This is a genomic window from Ruegeria sp. BF8 (assembly GCF_056538625.1).
Window position 1 is genome coordinate 1362958 of sequence record NZ_JBQFTL010000001.1, and the last position, 17036, is coordinate 1379993.

Sequence of the window (17036 nt, forward strand, 5' to 3'; positions counted from 1 at the left end):
GACAACCGGTAACGTGGCGCGGCCAATCAGGCCGCGACCGCCTTGCGTACCATATCCCAATAAATCTGCTCGACCTCGTCCAGCGAAAGCCGTCCACCGGCCCTGTACCACGTCATGACACCATTCAGCATGGCAATCACCGCTAGCGTCGCGATCTTCGCATCCTGAACAGAGAATAGACCGTCCTTCTGGCCGGCCAGCAGGATGCTCTGTAACGCATCCTCATACCGTCGGCGCAGCTTTTCGATTTCGGCGAAGTTTTCAGGCGTCAGATTTCGCAGCTCCATATAGGCGATGAACACTTCGTCCGGCCGCTGCATGTGAAACCGGATGTGGAAACCCACGAATTGCCGCAGGGCGCCCAATGCATCCGCCTGTGAATCCAACGCTTCATAGGCCGCCAGCAGCTCTTGCATGTGGTCCTGCATCAGGCGGAACAGAAGGCTTTGCTTGTCCGGAGTGTAATTGTAGAGCGCGCCGGCCTGCACTCCGACCTCCCCCGCGATTTGACGCATGGAAACAGCGGCATAGCCATGCCGTGCAAACAATCCCAGGGCGGCCTCGCGAATGCGGGGCCCGGTGATATCGGAATGAGAGCCTTGAGTACGTGCCATGGATCCATCGTATATGAACGTACGTTCATATAGAACCCCGCTTGAACCGTTCATGCAAAAAGTGCATCACGTTCAGGTTCCTCACTGTTCGGGTCGCGAAATGAAAGCTGTTTCCGTCATCCTGCCGCTGCTTCTCTTGGCCGCGTGCGCAGATATTCCCGAGTTGGAGGGAAGCGAAGCGGCCTCGGTAAAGGCCGCGCCGTACCCCAAGCTGATCCCGTTGACCCAGGTCAACGTGCCGCCCGTCGACCCGGTGAATGAGGCAGCCGCCGTGGAAGAAGAATTGGAACAACGGGCCAAGCGGCTGTCGCAAAAGGCACAGGCACTCCAGAACGCCGAGACCCAGTAAGCCCCGTACGCTCGCCCACTGCGCAACAACTCTGTCCCTGACGGATTGCGCCGCCGCGTTGAACCAGCTATGGCAGCCGACAAAGGACCTTGCGTCCAACAGGCAGACTTCGAGCGGAAAGGAACCCACGGAATGACACAGGCGCTACGGCTTGGAATTGCTGGCTTGGGAACCGTGGGTGTGGGCGTCGTCAAGATCGTGCGCCGTCATGCCGAATTGCTCCAAGCACGCACTGGTCGTCCGATCGAGATCGTTGCCGTTTCGGCGCGCGACGCCGCCAAAGATCGCGGGGTGAACCTGTCCGGCTTCGCGTGGGAAACCGACCCTGTGGCCTTGGCCAAGCGCGACGACATCGATGTGTTCGTCGAGCTGATGGGGGGTGAAAATGGCCCGGCAAAGGCCTCGGTCGAGGCGGCATTGGCCAGCGGCAAGGATGTGGTCACCGCAAACAAGGCGCTGCTGGCCATTCACGGCCAGGCATTGGCGGAACAGGCCGAAGCCGCGAGCCGCGTGATCCGGTTCGAGGCCGCCGTGGCCGGAGGAATTCCGGTCATAAAATCCCTTACCGAAGGGTTGGCCGGGAATGACATCAAGCGCGTCATGGGCGTGATGAATGGCACCTGCAACTATATCCTGACCCGAATGCAGTCGCAGGGATTGGGCTACAACGCCCTGTTCGAGGAGTGCGCTCAGTTGGGGTATCTCGAAGCGGATCCCAACCTTGACGTTGGCGGCATCGACGCGGCGCACAAGTTGGCGCTGTTGGCCTCGATCGCGTTTGGAACAAAGCCGAATTTCGACGGGATCGAGATCGAGGGCATTCAGCATATCAGCCTGGACGACATCCATCAGGCCGACGATATGGGCTACCGCATCAAGCTGCTTGGCGTTGCGCAGCGCACGCCGCGCGGGCTTGAACAACGGATGCAACCCTGCCTGGTACCCAGTGACTCGCCTTTGGGGCAGCTGGAAGGCGGCACCAACATGGTGGTCATTGAGGGCGACGCCGTCGAACAGATCGTTTTGCGCGGACCCGGCGCTGGCGAAGGCCCGACGGCCAGTGCGGTGATGGGGGATGTTTGCGACCTGGCTCGGGGCCTGCGGATTTCCACCTTTGGTCAACCCGCCACGTCGCTGGTCGACTCCAAGCCCGCAATCACCGGCCTGCCTGCCCCTTATTATCTGCGCCTTGCATTGCTGGACAAACCAGGTGCGCTGGCCAAGGTGGCCGCGATTCTGGGAAATGCCGGCGTTTCAATCGACCGGATGCGCCAATACGCACATGCCGAGGACACGGCACCGGTACTGATCGTTACACACAAGACCACACGCGCCACGCTGGACGTTGCGTTGGAGGACTTGCGCACCACGGATGTGGTTGCGGGCGAACCGGTAGCTCTGCGTATCGAGCAGGTTTGAACCCTTGCGGCCTGCGCCACGAGCAGGCTATGCCAGTCAGGACGTCTTCGCTTTACCAAAGGATTACATCGCATGAGCGCTGCCAAAATCGATTTCAACGACCGCCTTCTGTCCCTTGGACTTGCGCGCGTGGCTGAGCAGGCCGCTCTGGCCTCGGCCTCGCTGGTCGGACGCGGAGACGAGAAAGCCGCCGACCAGGCCGCGGTCAACGCGATGCGTGAACAGCTGAACCTGCTGGATATCGCTGGCGTGGTAGTCATCGGTGAAGGCGAACGCGACGAAGCGCCGATGCTGTATATCGGCGAAGAGGTCGGCACCGGCAACGGCCCGGGCGTGGACATCGCTCTGGACCCGCTCGAGGGTACGACGCTGACCGCAAAAGATATGCCCAACGCCTTGACCGTCATCGCGATGGGTCCGCGCGGTTCGATGCTGCACGCGCCAGACGTCTACATGGACAAGCTGGCGATCGGCCCCGGCTTCCCCGAGAACGTGGTGACACTGGACATGTCCCCGCGGGAAAGGGTCGAAGCACTGGCCAAGGCCAAAAGCTGCACCCCCGAGGACATTACCGTTTGCATTTTGGAACGTCCGCGCCATGAGGCGATGATAGCCGAGGTACGCGAAACCGGCGCTGCGATCCGCCTGATCACCGACGGTGACGTTGCAGGCGTCATGCACTGTGCCGAGTCCGAGACGACCGGCATCGACATGTACATGGGCCAGGGTGGCGCGCCCGAAGGCGTTCTGGCGGCCGCCGCGCTGAAATGCATGGGTGGCCAGATCTTTGGACGCCTGATGTTCCGCAATGATGACGAACGCGGTCGGGCGGCCAAAGCCGGTATTACCGATCTGGATCGTGTCTATGCCCGCGACGAGATGGTCACCGCAGATGTGATCTTTGCGGCGACCGGTGTCACCGGCGGGTCGCTGCTGCCGCGGATCAAGCGGGAACCGGGTTGGGTCGAGACGACGACCCTGCTGATGCGCTCGAAAACCGGATCGGTGCGGCGCATGTCCTACCGCACCCCCATTTGGCCGCATGTCGAAGGCTGAGGGACCCCGCAGACACAACCGTTCAAGGGCCGGGTCCGACAGGATTCGGCCCTTTTCAGGAGAAGTGGATTGAGCTTTCTGGGTGTTGAACAGTCGTTGACGGGCCGCCGGTGGATTGGTCCATCGCCTGAATTGGACCGGGCCGCCGAGATGCTGGCCCAGCAGACCGACCTGCCCCGCCCCCTGTGCCACGTGCTGGCACGGCGCGGTGTCCCACCGATGGAGGCCGAGAGCTTTTTATCTCCAAAACTGCGCGACCTTCTTCCCGATCCTCGCAGCCTGCGCGACATGGAGATCGCGGCAACGCGGTTCCTGAAAGCGGTGCGGGACAACCAGCGCATCGCCGTTTTCGCCGATTATGATGTCGACGGCGGCAGCTCGGCAGCCCTGTTGCTGGTTTGGCTCAGGCAGATGGGGCTTCAGGCGACCTTGTATGTGCCTGATCGTATCGACGAGGGCTATGGCCCCAACGCCCCCGCCATGAGCCAGCTTGCTGAAACGCATGATCTGATCATCTGCGTGGACTGCGGCACGCTCAGCCACGAAGCAATTGCCGCAGCCAAGGGGGCTGATGTGATCGTTCTCGATCACCACCTGGGCGCCGAAACGCTGCCGGATTGCGTGGCGGTGGTGAATCCCAACCGCCAGGATGAAAGCGGTGACCTGGCCCATCTGTGTGCAGCAACCGTGGTCTTTCTGATGCTGGTTGAGGCCGGGCGCCAACTGCGCGAGGCCAACGCCCAAGGCCCGGACCTGATGGCGATGCTGGATTTGGTCGCGCTGGCGACCGTGGCAGACGTGGCACCTCTGATCGGGGTCAACAGGGCGCTTGTTCAGCAGGGCTTGAAAGTGATGGGGCAGCGGCAACGCCCCGGCCTGGTTGCGCTGTCCGAAGTGGCGCGTATGGATTCGGCGCCCAACAGTTACCATCTGGGTTTTCTGCTTGGGCCGCGCATCAATGCAGGCGGCCGGGTTGGACAGGCAGACCTGGGCGCGCGGCTGCTCAGCACCGACTCGGTGACCGAGGCCGAGGCCTTGTCCCGGCGCCTTGATGACCTGAACACCGAACGGCGCGACATCGAAAATGCGGTCCGCGCCGCGGCGCTGGCGCAGGCCGAAGAACGTGGACTGGATGCGCCGCTGGTGTGGGCTGCAGGTGACGGCTGGCATCCCGGCGTCGTTGGGATCGTGGCGGCTCGCCTGAAAGAGGCGTCGAACCGTCCCGCCGTCGTGATTGGTTTCGACGGTGACGAAGGCAAAGGCTCGGGCCGTTCGGTCTCGGGTGTCGATCTTGGTGCATCAATCCACCGGTTGGCCGCCGAGGGTTTGTTGGTCAAGGGCGGCGGTCACAAGATGGCCGCAGGTCTGACCGTGATGCGCGACCAGCTGGAACCGGCGATGGAGAGACTCTCGGAGTTGCTGGCAAAACAGGGGGCGGGCCAAGCCGGTCCTGCCGACCTCAAGTTGGACGGTGCGCTGATGCCCGGGGCGGCCTCGGTTGATCTGATCGAAAAGATCGAGCAGGCCGGCCCATTTGGCGCCGGGGCCCCTGCCCCTCGATTTGCAATGCCCGACCTGCAGGTCCGCTTTGCCAAGCGGGTCGGAGATACCCATCTGAAGCTGTCGCTGTCGGACGGAATGGGTGGTGGGCTGGACGCGATTGCATTTGGTGCCTTTGACGGACCGATGGGCGAAAGGCTGTCAAATCACGGTGGCGCGCGGTTCCATTTTGCCGGTCGGCTCGAGGTCAATACATGGGGTGGAAGGCAAAGCGTGCAGTTGCGCCTGGAAGACGCGGCCGATGCAAATTGACCGCTGACGCCACTGCCTTTTTTGACCCGCAAAAAAGTTTCCTGGCCGTGCGTTTTTCGTCTTGCGGGTGGGGGGCGTAATCCGTAAAAGGCCCTCCACAAGCCAGCGTGGCCCGTTCGTCTATCGGTTAGGACGCCAGGTTTTCAACCTGGAAAGAGGGGTTCGATTCCCCTACGGGCTGCCACTTGTGCTTGGGCAATGCTGACGTGGCCCGTTCGTCTATCGGTTAGGACGCCAGGTTTTCAACCTGGAAAGAGGGGTTCGATTCCCCTACGGGCTGCCATTTTCACCCCCGAGAAACGCAAATCGCGCGCTACCACTGCGGCGACTTTCTGCATCCAGATTTGCAGCTCGACCAAGCGGTGACGCCAAAAAATCCATAACGAAGCGTCATTGGTATGCTCTTTTCGCCTAGCCGATGACGCCACGTCGGGTGGGATAAAAACCATATATTTTCAATTCTATAGTCGTTGAATTCGTTGGGTCGAACAGGCCAATTTCGCCATTTACTAATTTTTTAGTTTGACAGACTCGCGAAAAATCGCTGATGCTGTTCGTCATCCGGTTCGCGCCGGAGAACCATAAATTTTGGGAGGAGAAAGATGCGGAAACATCTTTTGTCCGCAGTGGCGGCGGCTGCCGTCATTGCGGGGCACGGTCCTGTTTGGGCCGACGAAGCCGCAGCACAGCGCTGGGTCGACGATGAATTCCAACCATCCACCTTGTCGAAAGACGAGCAGATGGCGGAAATGCAGTGGTTCATCAAGGCTGCCGAACCGTATGCCGGGATGGAGATCAACGTTCTGTCCGAAGGTATCCCGACCCACTCGTATGAATCCGAAGTTCTGACGAAGGCGTTCGAGGAAATCACCGGCATCAAGGTCAACCACCAGATCCTGGGTGAAGGTGAGGTCGTTCAGGCCGTTCAGACGCAGATGCAGACCGGACGGAACCTGTATGACGGCTATGTCAACGACAGTGACTTGATCGGCACGCACTCGCGCCTGCAACTGGCCTATCCCCTGTCGGACATGATGGCGGGTGATTGGGCGGCGACAACCTCGCCGACGCTGGACCTGGATGACTTCATGGGTATCCAGTTCACCACCGGTCCCGACGGCAAGCTGTACCAGCTGCCCGACCAGCAATTCGCCAACCTGTACTGGTTCCGCAAGGACTGGTTCGATGACGAAGCCAACAAGGCCGCATTCAAGGAAAAATACGGCTATGATCTGGGCGTTCCGGTCAACTGGTCTGCCTACGAGGATATCGCCGAGTTCTTCACCAATGACGTGAAGGAAGTCGACGGTGTCGCGATCTATGGCCACATGGACTACGGCAAGCGCGCGCCTGATCTTGGCTGGCGGATGACCGACGCCTGGCTGTCGATGGCCGGTGCCGGCGACAAGGGCGAGCCGAACGGTGTACCCGTCGACGAATGGGGCATCCGCATGGAAGCGGGCACCTGTAACCCGGTCGGCGCCTCGGTGTCGCGGGGCGGTGCCGCAAACGGCCCGGCGGCCGTTTACGCGATCCGCAAATGGGACGAGTGGTTGCGGGCCTATGCGCCTCCGGGTGCGGCGTCCTACGACTTCTACCAATCGCTGCCCGCCCTGTCGCAAGGCAACGTGGCCCAACAGATTTTCTGGTACACGGCCTTTACCGCCGACATGGTCAAGCCCAAGTCCGAAGGCAACAATACCGTCGATGATGAGGGCAACCCGCTGTGGCGGATGGCGCCCAGCCCGCATGGCCCCTATTGGGAAGAAGGCCAGAAGGTTGGCTATCAGGATGTGGGATCGTGGACTTTCCTGAAGTCCACCCCGTCGGATCGGGCACAGGCCGCGTGGCTGTACGCTCAGTTCGTGACGTCCAAGACTGTCGATGTGAAGAAGTCCCATGTGGGTCTGACCTTCATCCGCGACAGCTCGGTCAACCACGAGTCGTTCACCGAACGCGCATCCAAGCTGGGTGGCCTGGTCGAGTTCTACCGCTCGCCCGACCGCGTGGCGTGGTCGCCGACCGGCATCAACGTTCCCGACTATCCGAAGCTGGCCCAAATCTGGTGGCAGCAGATCGGTGACGTGAACTCGGGCGCCTTCACCCCGCAAGAGGCGATGGACCGTCTGGCTGAAGAGATGGACATCACCATGGCCCGCATGCAGGCCGCGGATGAAAGCGCCGGCGTCTACGGCGGCTGTGGTCCGCGCCTGAACGAACCGCAGGATCCGGCCTTCTGGCTGGAGAAGCCGGGCGCGCCGAAAGCCAAGCTGGAGAACGAGAAGCCGCAAGGCCAGACCGTCAACTACGACGAACTGGTGGCACGCTGGCAGTCCCAGTAAGCCACTACTCCCCGGGGGGCGCCGGTACCGGCGCCCCTTACCAACCAAGACCAAACAGCGTTGCCACGCGCTGCGGGATCGGAACCCACGGACATGATCGAACTACAAAACGCAACCAAGCGGGTCGGCACCGTTACCCATATCAAACCCACGTCCCTGACGCTGCAGACCGGCCATTTCAACGTGCTGCTGGGCGCGACCGGGTCGGGCAAGACCTCTCTGATCAAGATGATGGCCGGCCTGGATCCGATTGCCTCGGGCAAAGTTCTGATGGATGGGCAGGACGTGACCCGGCTGAGCACACAAAAACGCAAGATCAGCCTCGTGCACCAGTTCTTCGTGAACTACCCGCATATGACTGTATTCGACAATATCGCCTCGCCGCTGCGCGTGGCCGGAATGGCGCGATCCGAGATCGAAGGCCGCGTGGAAGAAGCCGCCGACCTGCTGCAACTGCGCCCGATGCTGCACCGTCGTCCACACGAACTGTCGGGCGGCCAACAGCAGCGCACCGCACTGGCCCGCGCCATCGCAAAGGACAGCCGCGCCGTGTTCCTGGACGAGCCGCTGGCCAACCTGGACTACAAGCTGCGCGAGGAACTGCGCGAGCAACTGCCCGAGCTGTTCGCCGGGCGCGGCGCCGTGGTCGTCTATGCCACGTCCGAACCCGAAGAGTCGCTGCTGCTGGGCGGCTACACCGCCTTGATGGAAGACGGCCGCGTGACCCAGTTCGGCCCGACGGCGGACATCTATCGCAATCCCGAAAACCTCGCCGCCGCGCGGGTGTTTTCTGACCCGCCCATCAACGTGGCCCGCGTCACGGTCGCCGGTGCCCAAGCGCGCCTGGCTGGCGGAGGTGGATGGACTGTGTCCGGAATTGCCGATGGCGAATACATGGTCGCCGTGCGTCCGCACCGTGTTACTCCGCTCAAGGCTTCTGACGCCGACGTTGAACTGACCGGCCGCGTGATCGTGACCGAGCTCTCCGGGTCCGACTCCAGCGCGCATTTCCAACATGGCGAGGACGCCTGGGTGTCTCTGGCCGCAGGGGTCCACCCCTATCAGGTGGGCGAGGACCACACATTCTACATGAACCCGGCCCATTGCCGGTATTTCGGCCAAGACGGCAAAAGGGTGGCCTGACATGGCACAGATCAAGCTTGCAAACCTCAAACACAGCTACATGCCATCGCCGCAAGGCCCACAGGACTATGCGCTGAAGGAAATCGACGTAACCTGGCGTGATGGCGGGGCCTATGCTCTGCTTGGGCCGTCGGGTTGCGGCAAGTCCACGCTGCTGAACATCATCTCGGGGCTGCTGACCCCATCCGAGGGGCAGATCCTGTTCGACGACCGCGACGTGACCGCCCTGCCCCCCGATCAGCGCAACATCGCGCAGGTGTTCCAGTTCCCGGTGATCTACGACAAGATGACCGTGGGCGAAAACCTGGCCTTTCCGCTCAAGAACCGCGGCGTCGATCCCGCGACGATCAAGCGCCGCGTCGACGAGATCGCCGAGATGCTGGATGTCACCGACATGCTGAACACCCGCGCGAGCGGCCTCAGCCCGGACAACAAGCAGAAGATCTCGATGGGGCGCGGTCTGGTCCGCGACGACGTGAACGCGGTGATGTTCGACGAGCCATTGACCGTGATCGACCCGCATCTGAAATGGAAGCTGCGGTCCAAGCTGAAAGAGCTGCACCAGCGCGTCAAGGCGACGATGATCTATGTCACCCACGACCAGACCGAAGCGCTGACCTTCGCCGACGAGGTCGTGGTGATGCAGGAAGGCGAAGTGGTCCAGATCGGCACCCCGGTCGAGCTGTTCGAACGCCCGCAGCACACGTTCGTGGGCCATTTCATCGGCTCGCCCGGCATGAACGTTCTGCCCTGCGAAGCCCGCGGCGATCGTGCCCTGTTCGAAGGGCACGAGGTGGCGCTGGAAGGTCCGGTCAGCGGCAGTGGCGGCCGCACAGATCTGGGCATCCGGCCCGAATATGTGGGTTTCGGCCCCGAGGGCATTCCGGCCCATGTCACCAAGGTGGCCGATATCGGCCGGCATTTTGTGGTCAGTGCCATGGTCGGCAACACCGCGTTGAAGGCGGTGACCGAACACGCGCCCCCCGAGCCCGGATCGCAAGTCTTTCTGAAATTCAAACCTGAACAGACGCGCGTGTATCGCGACGGCTGGATCGCAACCGAGGAGCGCGCCCGATGAGAACGGAAAACCAGAAAGCGTGGTTCTTTGTCCTGCCGGTGCTGGCGCTGGTGGCGTTCAACGCGCTGGTGCCGATGATGACGGTGGTCAACTACTCGGTGCAGGAAACCTTTGGCAACAACCAGTTCTTCTGGGAAGGGCTGGGCTGGTTCGAACAGATCCTGCGGTCCGACCGGTTCCAGGCGGCGCTGGGGCGGCAGTTCCTGTTCACCGCGCTGATCCTGATGATCGAGGTGCCGCTGGGCATCATCGTGGCCTTGTCGATGCCGCGCAAGGGCTTTTGGGTGCCGGTCTGCCTGGTCCTGATGGCCCTGCCGATGCTGATCCCGTGGAACGTGGTCGGCTCGATGTGGAACATCTTCACCCTGCCCAAGATCGGCCTGCTGGGGTATTTCCTGAACGACGTGCTGGGCATCAACTATGACATGACCCAACAGCCGCTGTCGGCCTGGATCACCATCGTGGTGATGGATGTCTGGCACTGGACCTCGTTGGTGGTGCTGCTGTGCTATGCTGGTCTGGTTTCGATCCCTGACGCCTATTACCAGGCGGCCAAGATCGACGGGGCAAGCCCCTGGTCCGTGTTCCGCTATATCCAACTCCCCAAGATGAAGACGGTTCTGACCATCGCGGTGCTGCTGCGGTTCATGGACAGTTTCAACATCTACACCGAACCCTTCGTTTTGACCGGGGGCGGCCCCGGCAACTCGACCACTCTGCTGTCGATCGACCTGGTGAAGATCGCGCTGGGACAGTTCGACCTTGGCCCCGCGGCCGCGATGAGCCTGATCTATTTCGCCATCACGCTGCTGGTTTCCTGGGTCTTCTACACCCTCATGACAAAGGATGACGCGCAATGAAGAAGCGGTCTCTCATCCCGATCCTGTATATCGCGTTCCTGATGCTGCCAATCTATTGGCTGGTGGCGATGTCCTTCAAGACCACGAACGAGATCCTGTCAGGCTTTTCCCTTTTTCCCCAGACCTTTACGCTGGAGAATTACATCACCATCTTCACCGATCCGACGTGGTATTGGGGCTATATCAACTCGATCACCTACGTGACGATCAACACGGTGCTATCGGTCTGCGTGGCCTTGCCTGCGGCCTACGCGTTCTCGCGCTATCGGTTCCTGGGCGACAAACAGTTGTTCTTCTGGCTGCTGACCAACCGCATGGCCCCGGCGGCCGTGTTCGCCCTGCCCTTCTTCCAGCTGTATTCGTCGATCCATCTGTTCGACACCTACCTGGCGGTGGCGCTGGCGCACACGCTGTTCAACGTACCGCTGGCGGTGTGGATCCTGGAAGGTTTCATGCGCGGCATCCCGAAAGAGCTGGATGAAACCGCCTATGTCGACGGCTATTCCTTCCCCCGGTTCTTCGTCACGATCTTCCTGCCCAATATCAAGGCGGGCGTGGGCGTGGCGGCGTTCTTCTGCTTCATGTTCTCGTGGGTGGAAATGCTGCTGGCCAAGACCCTGACAGCGGTCGAGGCCAAACCCATCGCCGCCGTGATGACCCGTACCGCGTCCAGCGCCGGCTACGAGCTGGGCCTGCTGGCCGCCGCCGGCACCCTGACCATCATCCCCGGCGCCATCGTCATCTGGTTTGTCCGCAACTACATCGCGCGCGGCTTCGCGATGGGACGTGTATGAGGTTCGACATGCGCAAACTCCTTCTCTCCCTCTCCCTGCTCGCCCCGTCCTCGGCGCTGGCGCAAGCCAAGGCCGGCTGGGGCAATGTCGGTCAGGAAGAACCCAAGGGCTTTTCATGGACCGACCCGCTGTGGCCCGATTTCTGGATGGCCTGGACCCCGGCAACGCTGGCGGTTTTCGTGGGCATCTTCTCAGCCATCGCCCTGATCGGCGTGCTCGAGGTGGTCAAGTTCCGCGACGGGATCGAACGCCGGGGCGTGCTGGGCCTGACCACCACGTTGGGCGACCGGCTGTTCATCACCCTGCTGGGTTCGGCCTACATCTTTCTGGCGTGGCTGGGGCTGGTCGGCCAACCGGTCTGGACCCCGCTTTTCCTGTCGATCGGCTGGGGCATTTTCGTTTTCTGGAAAGTTTAGGCTTTGCGTAACCGCGAAAGGATGCTTGTCTGGCAAGCATAACAGGCAAAATGGTGACACCGAGACCGATGCGAAAGAGAAAGACAGGAAATCTGCTGACCGAGGTCGAACTGGAGTTCATGAACGAGCTCTGGGCACTTGGCGAAGGCTCGGTGCGCGACGTGCTGGACCGGCTGCCGCCCGAGCGGAACCTAGCCTACACCTCGGGCGCGACGATCCTGCGTATCCTGGATGAAAAGGGATTTGTCCAAAGCCGCAAGAATGGCAAAACCCTGATCTACCGCCCGCTGCTTGAGAAGGACACCTATCAGGCGCGGTCGCTGCAGAACCTGTCCCGCACGTTGTTCGATGACACCCCGGCCTCGCTGGTGGCACGACTTGTCGACGACGCCGGCCTGACCGAAGCTGATCTGGAGGAAATTCGAGCACTGGTAGAGAGGAGACTGCAAAATGACAGCGGTTAAACCGGTTCTCGATGTATTTCTCGACCTGAACGTGGTGCTGGTTCTTTCAGCACTCATCTGGTTGTGCGCCCGCATGGCCGTGGCCCGAACGCGTCTGCGGCACGACTACATGACACAGCTGCGCGTGCTGAAGGTTCTTTGCGTCTGCGTCATGCTCAGCCCTGTTCTGGCCCTTGGGGTCACGGCAGCCGCCGGTTTTTTCTGGCCGGGTCAGGCCGTTTCCATCGGTGATATTGCGGTAGCGGCGTATTTGCGCGGTGAAATCGCGATGCCGGCCACACAATTCGAAGCTCTGCTGAACACGCGCGAACGTTGGGTCGACACGGTTCTGTCCGGACAAAGCGCCCTTGTGACGGCCGTGCTGGTGCTGCTGGCCCTGGCCGCCCTCCGGATGCTGGTCCGCACCGTCCGGGATGCGCTGGCGATCCGCGATACGGTGGTTTCAAGCTTCCTGTGGCGGCGTTCGGCCAACGTGGACATCCGCTTGTCCGATCGGATCACGGTTCCATTTGCCGTGCGCGGGGCGCGTCGTCGCCACGTTGTTCTGCCCAGCCATCTACTGGACACCCCCCGTGAACTGCGATTTGCCCTGGCGCATGAATTGCAGCACGTTCGCGCCCGGGATGTCGAATGGGAGATTGCGTTTGAGGCCTTGCGACCGCTGCTGTTCTGGAACCCTGCCTACTGGGTGTTGAAATACCAGTTCAGCCGATTGCGCGAACTGGCCTGCGACCAGTCCGTCGTCACCCGGCGCGGGATCGACGCGCGCGACTATACCGATTGCCTGCTGAGCTATTGCGCCCGCACCGTCGCACAAGGCCGGCCACGGGTTTTGAACGTGGCGCTGGTCTCTGGTGGCAAGGCCAAACGGGTTCTGAAACAGCGCGTGATCGCGCTGGCCGATGCGCCCTCGTTCTCGGCACCGTTGCCGGCAATGTTCCTGGGTTCAGCCCTGCTGTTCGCTGTTCTCCTGGCCTTGGGTGCAGCCACGATCCGCCAGACTCAGGACTGGAGCCATGACCGGCTGATGCTGTCGACCGTCGTGAACCTTGAACGGCTCGAGGCACGCAATCAGGGCAACTGATCGGCGACGCCCGGATCTATCCTGTTGCTGGCCCGACCGCTGAACACGGGTCGCTCGAGCGGGCGGCCCAACGCTTGGACGTGCCGCCAGAGGAACACTGCCCAACATGCTCCCCAAGCCAGGGCCGCGGGCACGTCTGCAGAGGACGCCCGCAAAACCGCGGCAAGGCACAGCAAAGCATATCCAATACTATCGATCGCGCTGGGGCGCAGCCGGCCGCAACGGCGCGCGACCGCACGGGCAGCTACGGCATAGATCGCGCAGCTGACCGCTCCGACCGTCAGAACGTGCAACGCATCATGGGCCGCCAGCAAGTCGGGGAAGTACAGCGAAGCCGCCAACAGGGACAGACCAGCGGGCAAACACGCAAAGGCAATATGAAGCATCGCCAGCAATCCATCCTGAAGAACTGCCGTTGAATGCCAGAGCCACAGACGCCCACCTTCGCACCCGGTGCAGATCACAAGAAGGACGCCGATAAGCGGACCATCGGCGACGGAAACAAGTCCGAAAAGCACCGCAGTCAAAGCCAGAGCTGCCGCCGAAGCGTCCCCCAATGCCCTCGCGCACCGAAACTTTTGCGCGGCGGTTGGGCTTTGGTGCGTCCAATTCCATGTGAAAGCAGCGATCATGCGCCCACCGACAACCGACACTAAAAGTGCCACAAGCAAAACTGAGGAGAAGGACGGCGCAGACCCAGTTAGAAAGGCAATCTGGCAGATGAACAACAAAAGGGCGAAAAGCGCCTGAAGCCCTCCGGCAACCGCGGGCTCGCGCAGTGCAGCCCAAGCGAGACGACCGGCGAGAAAGAGCAAGAACGCCGTGCCCATTGGGACGATGAACATGGGTTCGCCCCCAAGCGCACCGATGGCGGCAAACCGGGACATCGCCCAAATCGCAAACAGCAACAATGTGCCGGTTGGCGAGACAGAATCGCCCCCCGACCAGCTGCGCATCGCCGTCAGCGAATAGCCCGCAAATGCCGCGCCGACGAAGCCGAACAACATCTCATGCGCATGCCAGGCGTACAGCCCCGGCAACGGCGACCAATGGGTGATGAAATCCTGCCCCAGAAACAGACCGCTCACCCCCAGAAGGGCAGCCGCCCCCGCCGCAGGAAACATTATCCGATGAGGCGAGGACAGCATGGTTTCCGATCATGCAAGGGACGCCTGGGCTATCCTGCGATAGCCGGCTTGACCGTGATAGAACCCATTGCTGAACGGCGTATCTGCACAAACCTGCCGCAACCGGGCTTCGGCCGCCTCGGTCGACATGCTTTGATCCAGCACCGCCCGGTAAACCTCGGCGACGGCGACCATGTCCACGGCCTGAGGCATCAATCGCAGATGGCTCACACCATCGGCAACCAGTTGGGGCAGTTCCTGCAGCAGGATCAGATACCCTTCGGATTGGGTCTGGATCCCGTTGATGCGCAGGATCGGCTGCTCATCCCTCGTACGCAGTGGCATCCCGTCGGGGTCTTCTTCGCAGACGAATTGGCAATTGTCCTTTGTCCGCCCGTGCGAGCGCGCGTGATAGCACCGCGCCGAAACGGCCAGCGACGCCCGGCCAAAGACCTGCACTTCAACCCCGAGACCCAAGTCGCGCGCCATTCGCGCCGCGACGGCGATCGAGGGCGCTGGCAACTCGGTGGGCAGGCAGACATGCGTCGCCCCCTTTGACGCCATCCAGCGGATTGTGGCCTCGTTATAGGCATTCATGAATGGGCCGATGCGATGCGGTCGCGTACCGCGTGCATACAGTCCCGCAGCGTTGTTGATTTCGATCTCGGGCGACTCCATCTCAGACAGGTCTTCGGTGGCCTTGCGCTCTCGCTTCAGCATCACTTCGGCCAAGGAGGACAAAATCACCTTTTTGCCCGCCCGTTCGAGCCTTTCGATGATGGACGGCAGGTCAGCCTCTTGGAACGGGGCGCGTTTTGAACAGATGACCTCGCCCAGATAGACCTCATCCACCGGAGCTTCGTCGGCGACACGCGCATAGAAATCCCGGCGTTGGTCGGCCGACCAGTGATAGGCGATCGGGCCCAATGTAAGTTTCGTCATCGTTTCACCGCCATTTCTTCGTGGCAAAAGCGCCTTGCGTCTGTTTCTGACCCTCGGTCAGTGCGACGAGGTTCCCGATATCCGCTTCGCGACCCGCCCGGATATCGTCGACAGCGTTTCGAAATGCAGACACCACGGACCGGACATAACTCTTGGACCTTTGCCGCCCTTCGATCTTGAACGCATGCACCCCGGCATCGATCAACTCAGGCAGAAGGCGGGCCAGGTTCAGGCTGATCGGTTCCTCGAACGCATAGTACCCGTCCGGACGATGTGCGACCTGATAGCGGCCTTTGCAAATCGTCGGATAACCGGCCTTCTCATCTGGCCCGAACCGGTCGATGGTAAAGCCAGCCAACCTCGATGACATCGAACCATCGGCATCGCGCACGTACTCCACGTCGGACGCCGGCGAACAGACGCCATCGAGGTTCGTGGACTGCCCGGTCAGATAGTTCGTCAGGCTGCAGCGCCCTTCGACCATCAGACCGTGATTTCCGAAGATGAAGGTTTCGATCTCACAGGGGATTTCTTTTCGGATCTGCCGGATCTCGGGAATGGTCAAAATACGGGGCAGGACCACGCGTTTGACACCGAAATTCTCGCAATAGTAGCGGATCGCCTCGGGTGACGACGCTGCAGCCTGTACCGACAGGTGCAAGCGCATCTGTGGATGGGTTCGGGCGATGTAGTCGGCCACGCCCATATCAGCCACGATGAAGGCATCAACGCCGATCCGCGCACCGGTGTCGGCAGCGTGCCGCCAAAGGTCGACCTTGCCCGCCGGGGGATAAGTGTTGAGTGCCAGAAGGACCTTGGCACCCTTGGCATGGGCATAAGCGACCGCCTCCTCCAATTCCTGCGGCGTGAAATTCAGCCCCGGAAAATTTCGGGCGTTGGTGGCGTCCTGAAAGCCGCAATAGACGGCGTCGGCCCCGGCATCGACCGCTGTGCGCAGGGCAGCGGGAGTTCCGGCGGGGCATATCAATTCGGCGAGGCTCATGAAGCAGTCGCTCCTTCTACTTCTTGGTAATTTCGGCGCAACCGGGACAGGATCGCGCGGCCAGGCGGGCCGAACATGTCCGCAGCCTCCTGAGCGATGGATCCATCCATGTCGTCCAATGCATTGCGCAAACGGACGACGGCCTCGGTATCTCCTGTGATCTCCAAATCGCGCGAGAAAAAGGCCGCGTCGCCGTCCTGTTCCGCATCAACCAGCTCCAACAGCAGCAGGAACCGCCCTCGGATAATGGCTGTTGCGTCAGGCAGCATCGACCGCGGTACGGCACGAAAGCTCAGGTTCTGAGGATCTGGACGCAGATGCAGCGCGAACGGCAGCTCGATCGGGTCGATCAGGAAATCGGCGCTTTGATACGGGCCAAGTCGGGCAAACAGCGCAGGATGTTCCTGCGCGACCCTACGGACCACACGCGCGAGAATGGGCTGAACCGCCAAGCAGGCCAAACGCGAGACGACTGCCTGTCCCGGCGGCCTTGGCCTGTTCGATGTCTGTGTTGGGCTCACCATATGCTGCAT

At 61.5% G+C, this 17036-nt stretch carries 17 protein-coding genes and 2 tRNA genes; 14 read left to right on the top strand and 5 right to left on the bottom strand.

Annotated elements, in window-relative coordinates:
- Positions 1-26: 26 nt before the first annotated feature.
- The gene (locus ACR0LD_RS06785; RefSeq protein ID WP_170363720.1) at positions 27-614 is read right to left on the bottom strand and encodes a TetR/AcrR family transcriptional regulator; all 588 of its coding nucleotides are present in this window, start codon (positions 612-614) and stop codon (positions 27-29) included.
- 100 nt (positions 615-714) lie between these two features.
- On the opposite strand from ACR0LD_RS06785, the gene ACR0LD_RS06790 reads away from it, so the two are divergent.
- The 14 genes from ACR0LD_RS06790 to ACR0LD_RS06855 all read left to right on the top strand — a co-directional run bounded on the left by ACR0LD_RS06790 (position 715) and on the right by ACR0LD_RS06855 (position 13431).
- Complete coding sequence (locus ACR0LD_RS06790; RefSeq protein WP_480636112.1) at positions 715-963, top strand: hypothetical protein; 249 nt, start codon at positions 715-717, stop codon at positions 961-963.
- A gap of 132 nt (positions 964-1095) precedes the next feature.
- Complete coding sequence (locus ACR0LD_RS06795; protein WP_170339748.1) at positions 1096-2382, top strand: homoserine dehydrogenase; 1287 nt, start codon at positions 1096-1098, stop codon at positions 2380-2382.
- 72 nt (positions 2383-2454) lie between these two features.
- Positions 2455-3438: a class II fructose-bisphosphatase gene (gene glpX / locus ACR0LD_RS06800; RefSeq protein ID WP_170403815.1), complete on the top strand. Its 984-nt coding sequence runs from the start codon at positions 2455-2457 to the stop codon at positions 3436-3438.
- 69 nt (positions 3439-3507) lie between these two features.
- On the top strand, positions 3508-5250 hold the full coding sequence (gene recJ / locus ACR0LD_RS06805) for a single-stranded-DNA-specific exonuclease RecJ (protein WP_480636115.1): 1743 nt from the start codon (positions 3508-3510) through the stop codon (positions 5248-5250).
- 109 nt (positions 5251-5359) lie between these two features.
- Positions 5360-5434, top strand: a tRNA-Glu gene (locus tag ACR0LD_RS06810).
- Between the two features lie 24 nt (positions 5435-5458).
- Positions 5459-5533 (top strand) — tRNA-Glu (locus ACR0LD_RS06815).
- Between the two features lie 319 nt (positions 5534-5852).
- Positions 5853-7592, top strand: a complete 1740-nt coding sequence (locus ACR0LD_RS06820; protein WP_170357493.1) for an ABC transporter substrate-binding protein — start codon at positions 5853-5855, stop codon at positions 7590-7592.
- Positions 7593-7685: 93 nt separating this feature from the next.
- Entirely contained in the window at positions 7686-8735 is a 1050-nt protein-coding gene (locus ACR0LD_RS06825) for an ABC transporter ATP-binding protein (protein ID WP_480636117.1), read from the top strand.
- Between the two features lies 1 nt (position 8736).
- Positions 8737-9813, top strand: coding sequence for an ABC transporter ATP-binding protein (locus tag ACR0LD_RS06830; RefSeq protein ID WP_480636119.1), 1077 nt, complete (start codon positions 8737-8739; stop codon positions 9811-9813).
- Complete coding sequence (locus ACR0LD_RS06835) at positions 9810-10673, top strand: carbohydrate ABC transporter permease (RefSeq protein WP_005983941.1); 864 nt, start codon at positions 9810-9812, stop codon at positions 10671-10673. Before ACR0LD_RS06830 ends, ACR0LD_RS06835 begins: the two co-directional genes overlap by 4 nt.
- Complete coding sequence (locus tag ACR0LD_RS06840; protein WP_170339760.1) at positions 10670-11467, top strand: carbohydrate ABC transporter permease; 798 nt, start codon at positions 10670-10672, stop codon at positions 11465-11467. Before ACR0LD_RS06835 ends, ACR0LD_RS06840 begins: the two co-directional genes overlap by 4 nt.
- A 146-nt stretch (positions 11468-11613) precedes the next feature.
- Positions 11614-11883, top strand: a complete 270-nt coding sequence (locus tag ACR0LD_RS06845) for a DUF2160 domain-containing protein (RefSeq protein WP_370797609.1) — start codon at positions 11614-11616, stop codon at positions 11881-11883.
- A 68-nt stretch (positions 11884-11951) separates the two neighbouring features.
- A complete protein-coding gene (locus ACR0LD_RS06850) occupies positions 11952-12347 on the top strand; it encodes a BlaI/MecI/CopY family transcriptional regulator (protein WP_170339764.1) in 396 nt (131 codons plus the stop codon).
- On the top strand, positions 12334-13431 hold the full coding sequence (locus ACR0LD_RS06855) for a M56 family metallopeptidase (protein ID WP_170357489.1): 1098 nt from the start codon (positions 12334-12336) through the stop codon (positions 13429-13431). The genes ACR0LD_RS06850 and ACR0LD_RS06855 overlap by 14 nt, the downstream gene beginning before the upstream one ends.
- On the opposite strand, the gene ACR0LD_RS06860 is transcribed toward ACR0LD_RS06855, so the two are convergent.
- From ACR0LD_RS06860 to ubiT, 4 genes are read right to left on the bottom strand one after another with little or no spacing between them, the layout of a single operon-like run.
- Complete coding sequence (locus tag ACR0LD_RS06860) at positions 13419-14579, bottom strand: NnrS family protein (RefSeq protein WP_480636122.1); 1161 nt, start codon at positions 14577-14579, stop codon at positions 13419-13421. The two genes, ACR0LD_RS06855 and ACR0LD_RS06860, sit on opposite strands and share 13 nt — an antisense overlap.
- Positions 14580-14588: 9 nt before the next feature.
- On the bottom strand, positions 14589-15500 hold the full coding sequence (gene ubiV / locus ACR0LD_RS06865; protein ID WP_170366887.1) for a ubiquinone anaerobic biosynthesis protein UbiV: 912 nt from the start codon (positions 15498-15500) through the stop codon (positions 14589-14591).
- A gap of 4 nt (positions 15501-15504) precedes the next feature.
- A complete protein-coding gene (ubiU, locus tag ACR0LD_RS06870; RefSeq protein WP_170357486.1) occupies positions 15505-16503 on the bottom strand; it encodes a ubiquinone anaerobic biosynthesis protein UbiU in 999 nt (332 codons plus the stop codon).
- On the bottom strand, positions 16500-17036 hold the full coding sequence (gene ubiT, locus ACR0LD_RS06875; RefSeq protein ID WP_254435634.1) for a ubiquinone anaerobic biosynthesis accessory factor UbiT: 537 nt from the start codon (positions 17034-17036) through the stop codon (positions 16500-16502). The genes ubiU and ubiT overlap by 4 nt, the downstream gene beginning before the upstream one ends.

Excerpts from the sequence above, each read along its gene's own strand:
- ubiV (WP_170366887.1), bottom strand. The coding sequence starts at position 15,500 with ATGACGAAACTTACATTGGGCCCGATCGCCTATCACTGGTCGGCCGAC.
- ACR0LD_RS06850 (WP_170339764.1), top strand. The coding sequence starts at position 11,952 with ATGCGAAAGAGAAAGACAGGAAATCTGCTGACCGAGGTCGAACTGGAG.
- ACR0LD_RS06855 (WP_170357489.1), top strand. The coding sequence starts at position 12,334 with ATGACAGCGGTTAAACCGGTTCTCGATGTATTTCTCGACCTGAACGTG.
- ACR0LD_RS06820 (WP_170357493.1), top strand. The coding sequence starts at position 5,853 with ATGCGGAAACATCTTTTGTCCGCAGTGGCGGCGGCTGCCGTCATTGCG.
- ACR0LD_RS06785 (WP_170363720.1), bottom strand. The coding sequence starts at position 614 with ATGGCACGTACTCAAGGCTCTCATTCCGATATCACCGGGCCCCGCATT.
- ubiU (WP_170357486.1), bottom strand. The coding sequence starts at position 16,503 with ATGAGCCTCGCCGAATTGATATGCCCCGCCGGAACTCCCGCTGCCCTG.
- ACR0LD_RS06795 (WP_170339748.1), top strand. The coding sequence starts at position 1,096 with ATGACACAGGCGCTACGGCTTGGAATTGCTGGCTTGGGAACCGTGGGT.
- ubiT (WP_254435634.1), bottom strand. The coding sequence starts at position 17,036 with ATGCAGCATATGGTGAGCCCAACACAGACATCGAACAGGCCAAGGCCG.
- ACR0LD_RS06845 (WP_370797609.1), top strand. The coding sequence starts at position 11,614 with ATGGCCTGGACCCCGGCAACGCTGGCGGTTTTCGTGGGCATCTTCTCA.
- ACR0LD_RS06835 (WP_005983941.1), top strand. The coding sequence starts at position 9,810 with ATGAGAACGGAAAACCAGAAAGCGTGGTTCTTTGTCCTGCCGGTGCTG.
- ACR0LD_RS06825 (WP_480636117.1), top strand. The coding sequence starts at position 7,686 with ATGATCGAACTACAAAACGCAACCAAGCGGGTCGGCACCGTTACCCAT.
- glpX (WP_170403815.1), top strand. The coding sequence starts at position 2,455 with ATGAGCGCTGCCAAAATCGATTTCAACGACCGCCTTCTGTCCCTTGGA.
- ACR0LD_RS06830 (WP_480636119.1), top strand. The coding sequence starts at position 8,737 with ATGGCACAGATCAAGCTTGCAAACCTCAAACACAGCTACATGCCATCG.
- ACR0LD_RS06840 (WP_170339760.1), top strand. The coding sequence starts at position 10,670 with ATGAAGAAGCGGTCTCTCATCCCGATCCTGTATATCGCGTTCCTGATG.
- ACR0LD_RS06860 (WP_480636122.1), bottom strand. The coding sequence starts at position 14,579 with ATGCTGTCCTCGCCTCATCGGATAATGTTTCCTGCGGCGGGGGCGGCT.
- ACR0LD_RS06790 (WP_480636112.1), top strand. The coding sequence starts at position 715 with ATGAAAGCTGTTTCCGTCATCCTGCCGCTGCTTCTCTTGGCCGCGTGC.